Raw genomic sequence first — 14,636 nt, forward strand, 5'->3', positions numbered from 1 at the left:
GCGGGCGGACACCTCCCGGCACGTCCCCTTGCCGCCGTACGCGGGTGCCGCGCCGACTCACCTCAGCTTTGCGGCTGTACGTCGTCCCATGGGAAGTCCCTCAGCGACTCCAGGTTGTGCATCGCCAGGGCCGCCGGGCCCTCCGGGCCCTCGGGTGGGGCGTCGCCCGCTGCCCAGGCTTCTACGGCCACCCGCATTGAGGCGGCGGCCACCGCGGCTGCGAAGTGGAGGGAGGGAGAGGGGCGTTCGGCAACGTTGTCGTCGTTGCCTGGGCCCGCTGCTCTCGCGGCCAGTACCTCCGCCAGTGTCGTCTCCGACTCGTGGCAGACCTCCGCCCATACCTTTCTGAGCGCGGGGCTTGAGATGGCCAGGCGGACCAGGGTGCGGACCCAGTCCCAGGAGGCTGCTGAGACTGCCGTGCCGGGGGTGAGGGTGTGGAGGGCCGCGTGCTCCAGGGCCTGGGGCAGAGGGAGGTCGGGTGGGGCCGCGCGGACTGCTTCCGACCAGCGGGCGGCGCCGGCCGCGTAGAGGGGGGCCACCGCCTCTTCCTTGGTGGCGAAGTAGCGGTAGAAGGTGCGCGGGGCGATGCCGGCGGCCTGGGCGATGTCCTCGGCTCGGGTGGACTTCAGGCCGCGTTTCACGAAGAGGCCGGCCGCGGCGCGGGCGATCTCCATACGGGTTGCTGCCTTGCGCCGCTCCGTGAGGGACGGGGAGGAAGCGGGGGTGGGACTGCTCACGTTCGGCAGGCTATGCCCATGTGACACAATCTGCCATTCGGGTGGGCCACCCCGTGGTTCAGGTACGGGGTGGCCCGCCCTTCCAGGCCTGCCCCGATGTGAGAAAGAGCCGGGCCCGGCACCCAGGGGGGTTGGGCGCCGAAGCCCGGCTCGGGGAAAGTCCCGGCGCCGGGGGGAGTGCGTCGGGACTTGGTCGGTGGGACCCGGTGCGTTGCGGGTCAGTGTCCTCGGAGGCTGAACTCCCTTGCCTTGAGGTCTTGTTCCCGGGGTCCTGTCGGTTGAAAGCGGCGTTACGCGCCATGTTTGCGCGGTCTTTCGCCACCCGGCGTACGCGGCCGCACCCTATGCACGCCCTGTGCCCGTGACGTTACGCGGCGGCGTCGAAGCCGGTGCTGCGCGCCAGCTTCTTCAGCTCCAGCAGGGCGTGCTTCTCGATCTGCCGGATGCGCTCGCGGGTGAGGCCGTGTTCCTTGCCCACCTCGGTCAGGGTGCGCTCGCGACCGTCCTCGATGCCGTACCGCATCTTGATGATGGACGCCGTGCGCTGGTCGAGGCGGCCGATCAGGTCGTCCAGCTCCTCGCTGCGCAGGAGGGTGAGGACCGACTGCTCCGGGGAGACCGCGGAGGTGTCCTCCAGCAGGTCGCCGAACTGGGTCTCGCCCTCGTCGTCCACCGACATGTTCAGGGAGACCGGGTCGCGGGCCCAGTCCAGGACGTCCACCACGCGGTCCGGGTTCGAACCGAGCTCGGCGGCGATCTCCGCGGGCTCCGGGTCGCGGCCGTGTTCGCGGTTGAACTCGCGCTGCACTCGGCGGATGCGGCCCAGCTCCTCGACCAGGTGGACGGGGAGGCGGATGGTGCGGGACTGGTCGGCTATGGAGCGGGTGATCGCCTGGCGGATCCACCAGGTGGCGTACGTGGAGAACTTGAAGCCCTTGCGGTAGTCGAACTTCTCCACCGCGCGCACCAGGCCGGCGTTGCCCTCCTGGATCAGGTCGAGGAGGGGCAGGCCGCTGCGCGGGTAGCGGCGCGCCACCGCGACGACCAGGCGGAGGTTGGAGCGGATGAAGATGTCCTTGGCCCGCTCCGCGTCGGCGACCAGGGCTTCCAGCTCCTCGCGGGTGGCGTCCGCCCTGGCCTCCTCGTAGCCGTCGAGGACCTGCCTTGCGAACACACCCGCCTCGATGATCTGTGACAGCTCGACCTCTTTGGCTGCGTCGAGAAGCGGCGTGCGCGCGATCTCGTCGAGGTACATGCCGACCAGGTCGCGGTCCGCGATCTCGCCGCCATGGGCGCGAACACTGCGTGCCTTGTCGACGGTCTCGCCGGTGGCGGACTGACGACGGGCGACGGCACGGGTTGCCATGCGTGCTCCCTTGCGATGTGGGCGGGCGGGTGATTCGTAAACGCTTGGGACTCTTCTCGAGTGCCCTGCATCCGATGGAAACAACGACTGGAATCAGGACAGAATTCCCAACCCACCCCCATATTTTTCTGATCTTGCAGTACCCTGTCCGGCCACACGAGGAGGCCCGATGCCGTCGGCACGTACAGAGGTGCAGGTCAGACCGGGAGTCGAGAGTGACCTCGAAGCCCTCACCGACATCTACAACCACTATGTACGTGAGACGCCGATCACATTCGATACCGCGGTCTTCACGCCGGAAGAGCGCCGCCCTTGGCTGCTCTCCCACCCTGAAGACGGCCCGCACAGGTTGATGGTTGCCACGGAGAGGGCTCCCGGGGGCGACTCACAGCGGATTCTCGGCTACGCCACATCCAGCGCCTTCCGGCCGAAGCCCGCCTACGAGACCTCCGTCGAGGTGACCGTCTACGTCGCGCCGGACGCCGGCCGGCGAGGTGTCGGCACCCTCCTCTACAAGGCCCTCTTCGAGGCCCTGGCCGTGGAGGACGTGCACCGCGCCTACGCTGGTATCGCCCAGCCGAACGAGGCGTCCACCCGGCTGCACGAACGGTTCGGCTTCCGGTACGTCGGCACGTACCGCGAGGTGGGCCGCAAGTTCGGCCGGTACTGGGACGTCGCCTGGTACGAGAAGGAGCTGTGAGCCGGGCCGGAAGGCCGCACCCTCAGCCGAACTGCACCGAGCGCTTCGCCAGCCCCATCCAGAACCCGTCGATCACCGACTTCTGCGTCGCCTCCAGCTCACCGGCCGCGTCCGCCGCGCCCATCGTCACGAACAGCGGGGCGAAGTGCTCGGTGCGCGGATGGGCGTAGCGGCCGGCCGGAGCCTTGTGCAGGAAGTCCAGCAGGGCGTCCCAGTCGCGGTTCTCCAGCGCCCGGCGGCCCCAGTCGTCGAACTCCACCGACCACGCGGGTATTCCGCCCTGCCGCAGGGCGGCCAGGTTGTGGGTGAAGAAGCCGGAGCCGACGATCAGCACGCCCTCGTCGCGCAGGGGCGCCAGCTTGCGGCCGATCTCCATGAGCCGCACCGGGTCGAGGGTCGGCATGGAGATCTGCAGCACGGGGATGTCGGCGGTGGGGTACATCTCGACGAGGGGGACGTACGCGCCGTGGTCGAGGCCGCGGTCCGGGATGTCCTGCACGGGGATGCCGGGGGCGCGCAGCAGCTTGCGTACGGACTCGGCGAGTTCGGGAGCGCCGGGGGCCGCGTACTTGACCTGGTAGTAGTGCTCGGGGAAGCCCCAGAAGTCGTAGACGAGCGGAACGGTCTCGGTGGCGCCGATGGCGAGCGGGGCCTCCTCCCAGTGGGCGGAGACCATGAGGATCGCCTTGGGGCGCGGCAGGTCGGCGGACCAGGCGGCGAGCTCGGCGGGCCAGACCGGATCGTCCGCGAGTGGCGGGGCGCCGTGGCTGAGGTAGAGGGCGGGCATGCGCTCCTGAGTGGCGGCGGACATGACGGCGGCTCCCTCCGGGACTTGAAGCCATTTGCTTCAAATCTAAAGCTTCTCTACCCAAAAGACGGTACGCCGCGGTAGTTAAAATTTCAAGGAGAGCTCTCGTACAGTGGAGTACATGAATACGGCATCGACCTCCGCGCCACCCTCGCCCGACCCCGCATCCGCGGCGCAGCCGCGCTGGCTCACCGACGAGCAGCAGCGCGTCTGGCGCACCTATCTGGATGCGACCACCCTGCTCGAGGACCATCTGGACCGTCAGCTGCAGCGGGACGCGGGCATGCCGCACATCTACTACGGGCTGCTGGTCAAGCTCGCCGAGTCCTCGCACCGCCGGCTGCGGATGACCGAGCTGGCGATGTACGCGAAGATCACCCGCTCCCGTCTCTCGCACGCCATCGCCCGGCTGGAGAAGAACGGCTGGGTCCGGCGCGAGGACTGCCCCGACGACAAGCGGGGCCAGTTCGCGGTGCTGACCGACGCGGGCCTCGAGGTGCTGCAGCAGACCGCGCCGGGCCATGTGGAGGCCGTGCGACAGGCGATGTTCGACCGGCTGACCCCGGAACAGCAAAAGGCCCTCGGAGAGATCATGCGGATCGTCGCCGAGGGCCTGCAGCCCAGCGAAGCGGGTGCGGACCTGCCCTGGCTCCGCTGAACCGCTCATTCAGGGAGCCGGGGCAGGTCCTGGGGGTCGTACGTACGGAGCGTCCCCATCCCCGTACGTACGCCTGGCCCGAAGGGGTGGGCCGACGGTGGCCGTCGGCCTCGGTGCGGCGTCAGTGCGCGACGACCGGCACCGGCACCTCGTCCTCGGCGCCCTCCTCGGAGGACGCCACCGTCGTGCCGCCCGGGCGGCCGGCGTTGACGAAGGTCAGAGCGATGACCGCGGCCGCGACCAGGATGCCGACGGCGAACCAGATGGCGCTGGTGTAGCCCTGCACCATGGCCTCCAGCTGGACCAGCTGCTGCTGGGACCGGCTGGTGGCACCGGCGATGTGGTCGGCGACGTACGCCGTGGTGGCCGAGGCGGCGATCGTGTTCAGCAGCGCCGTACCGATCGCGCCGCCCACCTGCTGCGAGGTGTTCACCATCGCGGAGGCGACACCGGCGTCCTGCGGCTTGACGCCCTGCGTGGCCAGCGACATCGCCGGCATGAACGCGGTACCCATACCGAGGCCGAGCAGCAGCATCGCCGGCAGCAGGAGCGCGGCGTACGAGGAGCCGATCTCCAGCTGGGTCAGCAGCAGCATGCCGAGGGCGGCGACCAGGAAGCCGGGGCCCATCAGCAGCCGCGGCGCGACCCGGGTCATCAGTCGGGTGCCGATCTGGGTGGAACCCGTGATCATGCCCGCGATCATCGGCAGGAAGGCGAAGCCGGTCTTGACCGGCGAGTAGCCCTTCACGATCTGCAGGTAGTAGGTCAGGAAGAGGAACAGGCCGAACATCGCGATGATCGCGAGGCCGAGTGAGAGGTAGACACCGCCGCGGTTGCGTTCGGTGACCACGCGCAGCGGCAGCAGCGGGGCCTTGACCTTGGCCTCGACCAGGACGAAGGCCGCCAGCAGCACACCGGAGGCGACGAACATGCCGACCGTCAGGGAGTCGCCCCAGCCGTTGGACTCGGCGCGGGTGAAGCCGTAGACCAGCGCGACCAGGCCGAGGGTGGACAGGATCACGCCCGGGATGTCGAGCGCGGAGCGGTTGCGGGCGCCCTTGGGCTCACGGATGACGAACCAGGCACCGGCCGCGGCGAGAACGGCGAACGGGATGTTCACGAAGAACGTCCAGCGCCAGTCCAGGTACTCGGTGAGGAAACCGCCGAGGATCAGACCCACGGCACCGCCACCACCGGCGATCGCACCGTAGATACCGAACGCCTTCGCACGCTCCTTGGCGTCCGTGAACATCACGGCGAGCAGCGACAGCGCGGCCGGGGCGAGCAGGGCGCCGAAGACACCCTGGAGGGCGCGGGCGCCGAACATCATGGCCTCGTTGGTGGCCGCGCCACCCAGTGCGGACGCGGCGGCGAAGCCGGCCAGACCTATGACGAACGCCCGCTTGCGGCCCCAGAGGTCGGCGATACGGCCGCCGAACAGCAGCAGACCACCGAAGGCGAGGGCGTAGGCCGTGACGACCCACTGCCGGTTGCCGTCGGAGATGCCCAGGTCCTGCTGGGCGGAGGGCAGGGCGATGTTCACGATGGTCGCGTCGAGCACGACCATCAGCTGGGCCAGTGCGATGAAGACGAGCGCTTTCCAGCGGTTGGGATCGACGGCACCGAGGGTGCCGCCGGGAGCCTTTACGGCCGTTTCAGACATGGGTCTACCCACTTCGGGACTTCGTGACGGAAAAAGTGAAAGAAAAGGGGACGGCTCGTCGGCTGTGACGGCCGGTGAGAGTTGGTGGCTTTGCGATTCGGTCTATCGGCTGCTGTGGTGCTCTGATGACTGCCGTTGTGCTCTGAACTGATCGGTCAGGCCTGGCGCAGGTCCTCCATGGTCAGCGGCGTGCCCGGCAGGGCGGAACGGGCCGGGGCCCGCAGTCCGTCCAGGAACAGCTGCAGATGGCGGTGGACGTAACGGTCGGCGATGTCGCAGCCCGTTCCGGCCGGGGGCCGGCTGAGCTGGGCGGCGGCGATCATGAGGTCGCCGACGTCCACGTCGGAGCGGAGCTGGCCGGCCGTCTTGGCCCGGTCCATGATCGCCCCGATCAGCTGCTCGACCCGCTCCCGCGAGGCCTCCAGATCCGGGTGGTGCTGGTCGAACGTGCTCTGGACCATCGGGCACAGCGCACTGATCCGCTCATCGGCGGCCGTGTGCACGAAGCGCTCCAGAGCCTCGAAGGCATCCCCCGTCTGAGCGAGCGCGAGCTCGGCCGCCGCGGCCGTACGGTCCATGACGGAGCAGACGACCTCGCGGACCAGCGCGTCGCGGTCGGGGAAGTTGCGGTACACCGTGGCATTGCCGACGCCGGCCCGGCGGGCGATGTCGTCCAGCGGCACATCGGGGCCGAGCTCGACGAACATCTCCCGGGCGGCGGTGACGATCCGCTCCCGGTTGCGCAGGGCGTCGGCGCGCGGCCGGGTCGCCTTGCGCGGTGCGGGGGTTGCGGTCTGCACGGCGTACTCCTGAGTTCTGCTGGTGGCGATCCGGGGAGGCTGTCCCCGTTTCGCTCGGACACATGACTAAACGGGGAGGGGATCCCCGGTTATTTCCCAAACCCTCAATGAATCTCTTGTGACCTGAGTCACAATCTCGCTCGCCTCCCGCGGCCGCGGACCCACGTTCGGTCTCCTTCAACGCGCGCACGCGCAGCCCCCGACACAGGGTGATCGAGAGGGTGCAGTACGCAGTCGGCGGCTGCCATGGACGAGAGGCCCATGCATGCAGCCGAGCAGTCGGATACGCCCCCGCCGTGTGGCCGCCCTTGCCTCCGTGACCGCCCTCACCCTGGCGGTCAGCACCTCGGCAGGCACCGGGCACCTCACGGCGGGGACCTCCACGGCGGCCGGAGCGAGCCCGATCCCACCGGGCCACTCCGCGGCTCTCGGCCCTTGCATGATCAGCGGCCGGCCGACGGTCCAGATGTCGGAGGGAGTACCGACACCGCGCGGTTACGCCCGCTCCACCGGAACCGTCCGCGCCCTCACCCTGATGGTCGACTTCCCCGACGCGCCCGGCACGGGCAAGGCGCTCGACCGTTTCGCGGAGTTCTTCCCGCAGACCCAGAAGTGGTTCCGCACCAGTTCCTACGGCCGCCTCGACTACCGCCCCGACACCCCGATACCCCGCTGGCTGCGCATGCCCAAGTCGTTCCGGGCGTACGGCATAGAGCGCGGCGCGCCCTTCGACCCCGGGTACCGGCAGCTGGTCCAGGACCTCGTGGTCGCGGCCGACCCCAAGGTGGACTTCCGGTCGTACGACTTCCTGAACGTCCTGGTGACCCCGAACGCCGGCCCGTCGGCCCTGGACACGGTCCTGTCGGTGACCTTCGCGGGCAACACCGAGGCCCCGGTGGCCGACGGCGTCTCGGTGACCAACGCGTCCTTCGTCTACTCCCGCCAGGACGACGGCTCCGGTACCTACCACCGCACCGGCTACCGGGTCCTCCCCCACGAGAACGGCCACGTCTTCGGCCTGCCCGACCTGTACACCGCCGAGGGCGGGGGCGCGGTCGGTCACTGGGACATCATGAGCGAGGACTGGGGGGCCAACAACGACCTCCTCGGCTGGCACAAGTGGAAACTCGGCTGGCTCGACTCGGCCCAGATACGGTGCGCGGCCACCCCCGGCAAGGCCGAGTACACCCTCACCCCGCTGGCCCGCACGGGCGGCCCCAAGCTGGTGTTCGTCCCCCTGAACCGCCGCACCGGCTACGCCATCGAACTACGCACCCGCGAGGGCAACGACGAGGCCGTCTGCCGCCCCGGCATCCTGATCTACAAGGTCGACGCCGACGTCGACACCGGCATGGGCCCGGTAAAGGTCCTCGACTCCCACGAGGACAGCGGCGGCTGCACCCGCAGCCCGAACGTCCACGCCGAACTCTCGGACGCGACGTTCGTGCCGGGGGAGGAATTCCGGGCGAGGAGAGGGGGGTGCGGGTGGCGGTGGTGGGGGCGGATTTGGCGGGGGGGGTATCGGGTGCGGGTTTCGCGGGGGTAGGGGACTTGGGGGTTGGGGGGTGTTGGGGATGGGGGCTGTTGGCTTGCGGGGGGGGTGGGCGCTGGGCTTGAGGATCCGGTGCTGGCGGTCGGGGCGCTGGGCTTGAGGATGGGTGCTGGCGGTCGGGCGCTCGGCATGAGGATGGGTGATGGCGGTCGGGGCGCTCGGCATGAGGATGGGTGCTGGCGGTCGGGGCGCTCGGCATGAGGATGGGTGCTGGCGGTCGGGGCGCTCGGCATGAGGATGGGTGCTGGCCGGTCGGGGCGCTCGGCATGAGGATGGGGTGTGGCGGTCGGGGCGCTCGGCCATGAGGATGGGTGCTGGGGGGCCTGGACATGGGGGTGGACCGAGTCGCCGCCGTACGCGCGCGTGAATCGAACCGAATCGGTTCGCATTACGGTTAGGCCTGCCGCGACCGCCGTACCGGAGAGCCGATGCCAGCGAAGACGACCTGGACGACCGTGCCGTGCCGGTGGAGGCGGTCACGCCGCTGATCCGTGGGGTCGGGGTGCTGTGGCGGCTGACGGAGGCGGGCGGGACGCTGAGCGCGAGCGGTCTGGAGCGGGCGACCGGACTCGCACGCTCCACGGTGGACCGGATCGCGTCCACGCTCGCGCGCATGGGATAACGTCCGCCTCGACGGCCGCGACGTGATCCTGGCGCCCCGAGTGATGGAACTGGGGCAACGCCTACCTGGCCGCCCTCGGTCTGCCCCGCCTCTCTCACCTCCCACGCGGACGCCCTCGCGGACGAGTTGGACGAGTCGGTGTCGCTGGCGGTCGCCGACCGCGACGGCATCCGCTTCATCCACCAGGCGACCCGCCGCCGCGCGATGTCCCTCAGCTTCCGCATCGGCGACCTGCTCCCGGCCGAACGCACCGCGCCGGGCCCGCTGTTCGCAAACCGAGTGGACGGCCGCGGCAGTGGCAGGCCTGGCGCGAGCGCCGGGCGGCGGGACCCGGAGGACCGCGGCTATCCCGCCGTACCGCCGCAACCGCACCCGTCCCCCGACGAGGACTTCGAACGCCGGTCGGCGCGGGCGCGGAAGGACGGCTGGGCGCTGGACGACCAGTTGATCGAGCCGGGTCTGGTCGCCGTGTCCGTACCGGTGAGGGACCCCCGGGCGGGCGGCGGTATCGCCTGCGTGGCGAACGTCGTCAGCCACACCAGCCGACACACGGCCGCGGACCTGCGCGACACGCTCCTCCCCCGCCTGCGGGCCACGGTGGCGAAGATCGGAGCACGAACTGCGCGAGGCGCCGCAGCCGCAGTCGCAGCGCGGGGCGGCGCCGGCGGGGCTGGCGGCCTGGACCGGTGCCTCCAAGCAGGAACTGGGCAGGGAGTTCGTCGAGTCGCTGGCCCGCGGGCTGACCGTACTGACGGCCTTCGGCGAGGGCCGGGCTGAGCTGACACTGACGGACGTGGCACGGGCGACAGGACTGGCGAGGGCCACCGCACGCAGGGCCCTCATCACCTACGAGCACCTGGGCCTGGTACGCCAGTCCGGCAACCGCGCCTTCGCCCTGACCCCACGCGTACTGTCTCTTTGGCTTCCCACCCCTGTCCGCACCTCCCTCCCCCAGATCGCGGCCCCGCACCCTGACCGAACTGGCCACCCGCGGCCACGAGTCGACGTCCCTGTGCGGTGCTGACGCCGTCGGGCGACGAGATCCAGTACACGGCCCGCGCCGCGACCGGCCGCGTGATGAGCGTCGACGTCACGGTGGGCACGCGGCTGCCGGCGTACGCGACATCGCTGGGCCGGGTCCTACTGGCGGATCTCCCGTCCGCAGACCGCCACTTGGGCCCCCTCGCCCCCCTCACACCGCACACCACAACCGACCCCGCGACCCTGACGGCCACGCTGGACGACGTCCGGACGCAGGGATACGCCCTGGTCGACGAGGAGTTGGAGGCCCGGTCTCCGCTCGGTGGCAGTACCGGTACGCGACCGCACCGGCCGCGTCGTCGCCGCCGCCCTGAACGTCGCGATGCATGCGGCTCGGCGGTCGGTGGAGGAATGCGTGCGGGAGGTGCTTGCCGGAGTTGGTGGGGGCGGCGGGGCGGGTGGAGGGGGATCTTCAGGTGGCGGGGAGGTTTGCTCGGGTGGGGGTGAGGTGAGGGGGGGCTGGGGTTGGGGGGTGTGATGGTCGAGGGCCGGGGGTTGAGGTGTGAGGTCGAGGGCGGGGGTTGAGGTGTGAGGTCGAGGGCCGGGGGTTGAGGTGTGAGGTCGGGGGCCCGGGGTTGAGGGTTGAGGGTTGGATCAGGTGGCCGGGCTCGGGGTTGAAGCCGGCGGCCAGGGGGCCGGGGGCCGGGGGGATGATCGGGCGCCTCAGCCGTCGTACGGCCTGGCGGCCCGGCCCTCCCGCAGGGTCAGCCCCCACCAGGCGAGCTGGTCCAACAGCACGGCGGCAGCCTTGGCGGTGCCGTCCTGGTCGTGCGGGCGCCCCTCGTCGTCGAACTGCTCCCAGGCCATGTGGAAGCTGACGGTGTCGCGCAGCGTGACCGCGTGCAGCTCTGCGAAAACCTGCCGCAACTGCTCAACCGCCCGCTGACCGCCGGCCATACCGCCGTACGAAACGAAGCCGACCGGCTTGGCTCGCCACTCCCGGTAGACGTAGTCGATGGCCAGCTTGAGGGAGGCGGGGTAGCCGTGGTTGTACTCGGGCGTCACGACAACGAACCCATCGAGCCCACCGATCCGCTCGGCCAGCGTCGGAGCATCGCCGGGCCCCGCGGCCCGCTCCAGCGTGAGCTTGAGCTCGTCGGCGAGGGCGGGCTCGGACAGATCGATGACATGCGTCTCCATGTCATCACGCCGCCCGATCTCGGAGACGAACCACTGGGAGACCTTGTCGGCGAAACGGCCGGGGCGGACGCTGCCGATGAGGACGCCGATCCTGAGTGGGGGCTGGGATGACTGGTGGGTCCGGGACATGGAGGTGCCTCGTTTCGGTAGCCGGGAGTGACCGCGATCGGCCCTGTGTGGGGCCCGCGCAAGAAACGTAAAATCTCAAGTCAACTTGAGGTCAAGGGCGACTGAGGCCGGGACCCGAGGAAGATCGACAAGGCGCGCCGCCGATCCCCCACAACCGGGGCGAACCCCGAGGGACGCATCCGCTACGCTGTCAGGGCACCTTCCGCCTTCGTAGCTCAGGGGATAGAGCACCGCTCTCCTAAAGCGGGTGTCGCAGGTTCGAATCCTGCCGGGGGCACAGCTTGCGTAGCAGGTCAGGGCGTTACAGGCCCCTCGTTCAATTCGAACGGGGGGCCTGCTTCATGATCGAATGCCACATGGATGCCACATCCCCACACGATCTTGTCCGGCCTCACCCATTCGGGGACTGGACTTCGTGCACGCGGCACGTAGAGACGCGCCGACGGGAAGGGCTGGTACCTCTCCCCACGCGCGCCAGTGACGCGCTTCCCGTACTCCTGTGAGATCCGGCGGGGAGGCCGGCCTAACGGGCGAAGGCCCTCACCGGGATTATCGATGAGGGCCTTCGTACGTACCAACGTAGACCGCCCCGGGGGCATTCACTCCCGGGGCGGGACGCCTTGACTGAGTCTTAGCGTCTAACGACCGAAAAGGCGGAGACGCGTACGCCAATCCGGTCGCTCCTGTAATCCGGGGGTGACCGCCCGTCCCGCTGCCGGCGCCGTCGGCGGTGCAGCCCCAGCCAGGCAGAGACAACGAGTCATGATCGTTACAACTTGGGCGGGTGCCCCTCGATCCCGAACCCGACTGGTTACTCCCACGGCGACGGGAGATCGGGGCGCGCATCCGGACAGCTCGGCTCACGGCCAACCTGACTCAGGTGCAACTCGCCGAGCACATCGGCCGCGACCACCGCACCGTGCACCGATGGGAGTACGCCGAGCGCGTACCCAAGGGCTAAAATGCTGCTCGTCGCGGCCACCGTCGGCATGCCGATCGAGGAGCTGGTCAAATGAGCGGTCGCCCCCGCGGGGGAATGTCCGGGGACGACCGCCCGTCCCGCTGCCGGCGCGGTCGGCGGTGCAGCCGGGAGCAGGGGCTACATGCGGGTACCGATCGCGACCCGGTCGTTGGCCGCGAGGACTGGCAGGGCCCTCATCAGGATGAGCAGGCGGCGCTCGTCCAGGCTTTCGAGGGCGGTCAGCGGCGTGATCCCGATGCCCACCATCGACAGCACCAGGCCCAGGAACGCCCGCTCCTCCTCATTGAGGCCGAGGGTGTAGACGCGCCCCATCAGCCCCTCCCAGTTGGCCTTGAGGCGTCCGGCCTTCTTGACGACGAGGGCCGCGCGCACGCTGTCCCGGGCGAGAATCCCGCCCTCCTCGGCCATGGCCTGGGCGGCTGCCCGGCCACGACCGCTCTGGGCTGATTCGACGAGCAGCTGGCCGAGCGTAGGGACGTCCGTCTCATTGGCTGGCTCTGTTCGGGTCTCGTTCATCGTCACGATGCCTCCGCGGGGACTCGGTACCCGCCAGGGCCGAACGCGGCGGCGAGTACGACAGGGTCAGTGAGTTGCCCGGAGCCGTCAGGGTGCGTGATCCACATGCGACCCTCGACCTGCTGACCGGTCGGCGGGCAGTCCAGGCACCAGCCCGCCGGCTTCACTACCAGCCCCCGCACGTCGGCCAGTTCCTCGGCCGCATCCAGGGGGACCAGCCACCACAGCGCATCCATCAACTGGTCAGCGAGGACCGGCCCCCGCTGCTCTGCGCGGATTCGGACCAGCTTCGGATACCCGGACGTGAGCCGGGCCTCGGCGACGAGCCACTCCTCACCGGAGGGGATGGGGGCGAGTGTCTTGGCGTCCCATACATCTCGGACGAGGTTCGGGTGCGGGCAGCAGTTGGCGAGCCACGTGTCCCCGGCCTCGTACTGCTGGGTGAACGTTAGTAGGGCCATGACCTGGACCGTAGGCAGGGCCATTGTGGCAACGCGTGCCGATTGCGCGCGATTGCGAACGTGCCCGGGGAGTTGAGGCGGATTGCCTACGTGAGCTCGAGGGCGGCCCGTGCGCGGGCGATGAGCCGGTGGGCCTGTGCTCCCTCCACGGCGCTCTTGTCGAGGCGATCCCACACCCGCCCGTACAGGGCGACGTCGTCGTCGGATTCGAGCGTGAACTCGGTGTTGATGGTCTCCACGATCACGCGGTCCTCGTCGAAGATCCAGAACCCGTGTTTGGGGGTGAGCGTCAGCTGGACGCCGAACGGGATGATGCCGAGTGAGACGGAACTCATGCCGATCAGGCCGACCAGTCTGTCCAGTTGCCCCGCCATAGCCTCAGCCGGACACACCAGGGCGTGCAGCGCGCCCTCCCAGATGAGGACGCGGAAGAGCTTGCCCGGCTGGTAGAGCACTTCCTGGCGCTGCATGCGGGCGTTCACGGCCGCCTCGGTATCGCGAGGCGACTGCATGAGCTCGGCGTTGTGGATCAGCAGATGACGGGCGTACTCCGGGGTCTGGAACAGTCCCGGAATGACGGTGGCCTCGTACCCGCGGATGATGGCGGTCTGCCGGTACTCGACGACGTACCGGTCCTGCACGGCGCGGTGCCCCTTGGTCAACTGGCGGCGCCAAGAGCGCTGCTGGGACTCCATCCCGCGCAACCGGCTCTGAAGGTCGGCGGCCTCGGCCGGGGCGCCAGCGGCCTGCGCCCACGCATCGAGGTCGGCGGCTGTGGCGGTCTGCTTGCCGGTCTCCAGCCGGGAGACCTTCGAGCGCTGCCAGCCGAGGCGCTCGGCCATGTCCTTGCCGTTGAGGCCGGCCTCGGCGCGCAGCTCTCGGAGCCGCGCGCCGAGGGCGACCCTGGCGCTCTGAAAGTCCGTGCTCACACAGACGAACGTACCTGCGCCCACACCTCAGCAGTAGGGACAGCGGCGCGCCACGCAGCGTCGCGCGCCCGGCAGGCGGCGAGCACTTCCGCGGGGTCGTCGACCAGCTCGACGCCGGTGGTGGTGTCGGTGTCGTCGATGTGCATGCGGACCAGGGTGCGCGAGTCGAACAGCCACAGGTCGTAGTCCGGCAGGTCCAGCTGTACAGCCTCGGCGCGGGTGAGTACGCGGATGTCCTCACCCGCGGCCACGTTCCCAGCCGCTGTCGCCATGAGGAACCGCTGCCCGTCCGTGGGCGGCTCGTCGATGATGCGCACACGGGAGAACCGGGCACCTCGCCCGGCCTTCGCACGCACGTTGACGTTCCACGGATGGTCCGGCTCCGGCTCCGGGAGGACACCGCGCATGAACGCCTGGAACCGGGCTCCCTCCCGGTCGGAGGCGTAGGCGCGGCGCGTCTCCAGCCGGAAGGCGGTGTGCTCGAACTCCGTGAACAGGTGGGTGATCTCCTCGAAAGGGATCAGCGGCACGG

At 69.9% G+C, this 14,636-nt stretch carries 14 protein-coding genes, 1 tRNA gene and 1 pseudogene; 6 read left to right on the top strand and 10 right to left on the bottom strand.

Translation table 11 applies throughout. From position 1 onward, the window contains the following. Positions 1-62: 62 nt before the first annotated feature. Both AB5J55_RS17820 and AB5J55_RS17825 read right to left on the bottom strand, forming a co-directional pair. The gene (locus AB5J55_RS17820) at positions 63-737 is read right to left on the bottom strand and encodes a TetR/AcrR family transcriptional regulator (RefSeq protein ID WP_369271639.1); all 675 of its coding nucleotides are present in this window, start codon (positions 735-737) and stop codon (positions 63-65) included. A 367-nt stretch (positions 738-1,104) separates the two neighbouring features. Continuing rightward, entirely contained in the window at positions 1,105-2,103 is a 999-nt protein-coding gene (locus AB5J55_RS17825; protein WP_369271640.1) for an RNA polymerase sigma factor RpoD/SigA, read from the bottom strand. Between the two features lie 169 nt (positions 2,104-2,272). Here AB5J55_RS17825 and AB5J55_RS17830 point away from each other — a divergent pair, with 169 nt between their 5' ends. Continuing rightward, positions 2,273-2,803 (top strand): N-acetyltransferase family protein, encoded by a 531-nt coding sequence (locus tag AB5J55_RS17830; RefSeq protein ID WP_369271641.1) that lies wholly within the window; start codon positions 2,273-2,275, stop codon positions 2,801-2,803. Between the two features lie 22 nt (positions 2,804-2,825). Here AB5J55_RS17830 and AB5J55_RS17835 read toward each other — a convergent pair whose 3' ends face one another. Next, positions 2,826-3,614, bottom strand: a complete 789-nt coding sequence (locus AB5J55_RS17835) for a dioxygenase (RefSeq protein WP_369271642.1) — start codon at positions 3,612-3,614, stop codon at positions 2,826-2,828. 118 nt (positions 3,615-3,732) lie between these two features. Between AB5J55_RS17835 and AB5J55_RS17840 the strand changes: the two genes are divergently transcribed. Further along, positions 3,733-4,269, top strand: coding sequence for a MarR family winged helix-turn-helix transcriptional regulator (locus AB5J55_RS17840; RefSeq protein WP_369271643.1), 537 nt, complete (start codon positions 3,733-3,735; stop codon positions 4,267-4,269). Between the two features lie 121 nt (positions 4,270-4,390). Here the strand turns inward: AB5J55_RS17840 and AB5J55_RS17845 are convergent, their stop codons facing one another. Then, the gene (locus AB5J55_RS17845) at positions 4,391-5,932 is read right to left on the bottom strand and encodes an MFS transporter (RefSeq protein ID WP_369271644.1); all 1,542 of its coding nucleotides are present in this window, start codon (positions 5,930-5,932) and stop codon (positions 4,391-4,393) included. A 155-nt stretch (positions 5,933-6,087) separates the two neighbouring features. Further along, positions 6,088-6,732 (bottom strand): TetR/AcrR family transcriptional regulator, encoded by a 645-nt coding sequence (locus tag AB5J55_RS17850; RefSeq protein ID WP_369271645.1) that lies wholly within the window; start codon positions 6,730-6,732, stop codon positions 6,088-6,090. Between the two features lie 265 nt (positions 6,733-6,997). Here AB5J55_RS17850 and AB5J55_RS17855 point away from each other — a divergent pair, with 265 nt between their 5' ends. Together AB5J55_RS17855 and AB5J55_RS17860 are read left to right on the top strand one after the other, a co-directional pair. Next, on the top strand, positions 6,998-8,278 hold the full coding sequence (locus AB5J55_RS17855; protein WP_369271646.1) for a M6 family metalloprotease domain-containing protein: 1,281 nt from the start codon (positions 6,998-7,000) through the stop codon (positions 8,276-8,278). A gap of 451 nt (positions 8,279-8,729) precedes the next feature. Next, a pseudogene (locus tag AB5J55_RS17860) lies at positions 8,730-10,399 on the top strand (IclR family transcriptional regulator C-terminal domain-containing protein). Between the two features lie 211 nt (positions 10,400-10,610). Here the strand turns inward: AB5J55_RS17860 and AB5J55_RS17865 are convergent. Next, positions 10,611-11,216, bottom strand: a complete 606-nt coding sequence (locus tag AB5J55_RS17865; protein WP_369271647.1) for an NADPH-dependent FMN reductase — start codon at positions 11,214-11,216, stop codon at positions 10,611-10,613. A 204-nt stretch (positions 11,217-11,420) separates the two neighbouring features. Between AB5J55_RS17865 and AB5J55_RS17870 the strand changes: the two genes are divergently transcribed. Beyond that, positions 11,421-11,493 (top strand) — tRNA-Arg (locus tag AB5J55_RS17870). Positions 11,494-12,096: 603 nt separating this feature from the next. Then, a complete protein-coding gene (locus tag AB5J55_RS17875; RefSeq protein WP_369276219.1) occupies positions 12,097-12,177 on the top strand; it encodes a hypothetical protein in 81 nt (26 codons plus the stop codon). 138 nt (positions 12,178-12,315) lie between these two features. On the opposite strand, the gene AB5J55_RS17880 is transcribed toward AB5J55_RS17875, so the two are convergent. The 4 genes from AB5J55_RS17880 to AB5J55_RS17895 form a co-directional block, all read right to left on the bottom strand. Continuing rightward, a complete protein-coding gene (locus AB5J55_RS17880) occupies positions 12,316-12,720 on the bottom strand; it encodes a hypothetical protein (protein ID WP_369271648.1) in 405 nt (134 codons plus the stop codon). Continuing rightward, positions 12,717-13,175 carry a hypothetical protein gene (locus AB5J55_RS17885; protein WP_369271649.1) on the bottom strand — a complete coding sequence of 153 codons (459 nt, stop codon included), beginning with the start codon at positions 13,173-13,175 and terminating at the stop codon, positions 12,717-12,719. Before AB5J55_RS17885 ends, AB5J55_RS17880 begins: the two co-directional genes overlap by 4 nt. Before the next feature lie 86 nt (positions 13,176-13,261). Further along, positions 13,262-14,104 carry a helix-turn-helix domain-containing protein gene (locus AB5J55_RS17890; RefSeq protein ID WP_369271650.1) on the bottom strand — a complete coding sequence of 281 codons (843 nt, stop codon included), beginning with the start codon at positions 14,102-14,104 and terminating at the stop codon, positions 13,262-13,264. Beyond that, positions 14,101-14,634 (bottom strand): DUF6879 family protein, encoded by a 534-nt coding sequence (locus tag AB5J55_RS17895; RefSeq protein WP_369271651.1) that lies wholly within the window; start codon positions 14,632-14,634, stop codon positions 14,101-14,103. The genes AB5J55_RS17890 and AB5J55_RS17895 overlap by 4 nt, the downstream gene beginning before the upstream one ends. Between the last annotated feature and the right edge of the window lie 2 nt (positions 14,635-14,636).

The sequence above is a fragment of the Streptomyces sp. R11 genome, assembly GCF_041051905.1.
In the GTDB taxonomy this organism is placed as follows: Bacteria; Actinomycetota; Actinomycetes; order Streptomycetales; family Streptomycetaceae; genus Streptomyces.